The organism is Saccharomonospora sp. NPDC046836, assembly GCF_040645195.1.
Lineage (GTDB): Bacteria > Actinomycetota > Actinomycetes > Mycobacteriales > Pseudonocardiaceae > Prauserella_A.
This window is the reverse complement of the sequence record NZ_JBEYXW010000112.1, coordinates 1-2,593: the sequence shown is the minus strand read 5'-3', so window position 1 is coordinate 2,593 and position 2,593 is coordinate 1. Positions and strand designations below refer to the sequence as shown.

The window sequence follows — 2,593 nt, the reverse complement described above, 5'->3', positions numbered from 1 at the left end:
TGTTGGTTCCCTTGCCGGTGCGGACGTAGAGCGTCTGCCCCGGGCCGATCTTCGTGGTGGGGAACCGGTAGATGTGATTCTGCCTATCCCGCAAGCCCACTGCCAGACGGCCGGCTCGCCCTGGTCACGCCCGACGAGGAGGACGCCCGGCCGGCGCGGAGCCCGCTCCATCCGTACCGCCGCGTCGTCCCCGACCAGCACCAGCGGCGCGGCCTCCCACTCGCCCCGCCGCTCCGGCAGCGTGGCCAGAACCAGCGGCCGGGCCCCGGCGGCGGCACACAGCCGCAGCAGGTCGTCCAGGAGCACGGGGTCCTCGGTCACGATGAGCGGCCCCACCGGCCCCACCGGCCCACTGGGCCCGCCGCCCGCTCCCGGGGCCCGGACATCCCCATGGGCGCCCTCACTCCTCCCCTGCCGCATCTCGCGTCCCACGTGCTCGCCCACTCCTCGCCGCCCTGCCGTCGCCGCCATACCGATTCCTCCTCGTCCCGCCCTCACGGCCTCGTCCCGATCCCGCACCCGCACGCCTCCGCTCCCCGCCCAGGACCCGTCCCGCGCACGCCACTTCCCGCCACGTGCCCGACCGGCGCCCCCAAGCCATCGCTGGTCCACGCCCGTACTCCCCCGCTCCCTCGCCATCTCTCCGCCGCCCTCGCTCTCCGGCCCCGGGGCCGTCCGTCTCCGCGCAGCGGGACGCGCGTCCATCGCGTCGCCCCGCGCCGGCCGTGTCCGGTCCGTCCGCTCACGCGCACGCCGGACCGGTGGTCCGCATCCGGCCAAGGGGGAAGCCGCGTCGCCTGGGCCCCTGACGGGGAACCAGCGGAACCACTGCTTCCCCCTGGCCGAAAGTCGACGCACCCCGCCGCGTCCACAAAGAACCCGGCCTCGCGTCGACCCGAACTCAGGGCGAAGTCACGTGAACTCGCGCCCGAACTCCGGTTGCGGCATTCACCTTGCAGAAGCCTGGAAAATGATGTGGATCTTGGTCGAAAACCGTGGACTACTCGCAGGTTGTGAATAACTCCGTCACCCGGACGAGAACCGTCCGGCGGGAACTCCTCAAGAAGCCCCGAAGAGAGGGGCCGAGATCTCCATGAACATGGCGGAAGAACTCCTCAACAGCCGGCCCTCAGGCGGTAGAGGGGAGGCGGGAGGAGACAAGAGTGACGAACCCGAGCATGTCGTCCACAGGCCGCTGCCCTGACGGTGCGTAATCGAACGTCAGGCAGTGCGGGCATATGCCGAAGGCGCCTCGCGCGGCTCGCGTAAGGCGCCTTCGGTGGGACCGGACCCGTCAAACGTGCCCGGACATGCGACGACCCCCGCCGGGGGGGAGAGCGGGGGTCGTCCCCACGGCCGACTCGGGGGGGGGAGGAGTCGGACCGGGGTAACACGGTCGCGAACGATCCGTGACGTCCATGGTGTACCCGAGGGCCTTCTCAGGCAAACCCACGCGCCACACCTTACGCCGAATGGTGGGCGCCTATGCTCGACCCTGTGGAAAACCGCTCCTTGCCCCGCACCGCAGCCTTCTTCGACCTGGACAAGACGGTCATTGCGAAGTCGAGCACACTCACCTTCAGCAAGTCCTTCTACCAAGGCGGGCTCATCAACCGCCGCGCCGTACTGCGCACCGCGTACACACAGTTCGTGTTCCTCGCGGGCGGCGCCGACCACGATCAGATGGAGCGCATGCGCTCCTATCTCTCCTCCCTCTGCCGTGGCTGGAATGTGCAGCAGGTGAAGGAGATCGTCGCGGAGACCCTGCACGATCTGATCGACCCGATCATCTACGACGAGGCCGCCTCCCTGATCGAGGAGCACCACGCCGCAGGTCGGGACGTGGTGATCGTCTCGACCTCGGGGGCGGAGGTGGTCGAGCCCATCGGCGAGCTGCTCGGCGCCGACCGCGTGGTGGCCACCCGCATGGTGGTGGGTGAGGACGGCTGCTACACCGGCGACGTGGAGTACTACGCCTACGGGCCCACCAAGGCGGAGGCCGTGCGTGAGCTGGCCGAGAGCGAGGGGTACGACCTGGCACGCTGCTACGCGTACAGCGACTCGGCGACCGACGTGCCGATGCTGGAGGCGGTCGGCCACCCGCACGCGGTCAATCCGGACCGGACACTCCGCAAGGAGGCGGTGGCCCGGCAGTGGCCCGTTCTCGACTTCCACCGGCCGGTCCGCCTCAAGCAGCGCCTCCCCTCGCTCTCCCGGCCCCCGCGGCCGGTGCTGGTCGCCGCGGCGGCCGTCGGGGCGGCCGCCGTCACCGCCGGGGTCGTCTGGCTGACCGCCCGCTCCCGGCGGAGTCCGGCGGCCGCCTGAAGAAGTGGCCGCCCGGGTTCCGCTTCGGCCGCAGGAGGAGTACAAAGGAAGTAACGGCCCGCGAGACCAGGGACATCCGAGAGGATGACCTTTCACGCAGCAAGGCCCCACGGACCGCACAGGACCGCCGAGTACCCACGCCACGCAGGACCCGACGAATCGGGTAAGCCGTTCCAGGCACCGGGCAAAGACTCCGGCCGGGCGGCACATCGCGAGGGACGCTTGGTAACCCGACGGCCCTGTGAAGCAGCGGTACGCGTACGCGTAC

The 2,593-nt window shown here is 70.5% G+C and carries 1 protein-coding gene and 1 pseudogene; one reads left to right on the top strand and one right to left on the bottom strand.

What is annotated here, in order from left to right; all coding sequences use genetic code 11:
* Nucleotides 1–336: pseudogene (locus ABZ863_RS35505) on the bottom strand (hypothetical protein); the annotation flags it as partial.
* A gap of 1,161 nt (nucleotides 337–1,497) precedes the next feature.
* Between ABZ863_RS35505 and ABZ863_RS35500 the strand changes: the two are divergent.
* Nucleotides 1,498–2,325: an HAD-IB family hydrolase gene (locus ABZ863_RS35500; RefSeq protein ID WP_358544157.1), complete on the top strand. Its 828-nt coding sequence runs from the start codon at nucleotides 1,498–1,500 to the stop codon at nucleotides 2,323–2,325.
* Nucleotides 2,326–2,593: the final 268 nt, after the last annotated feature.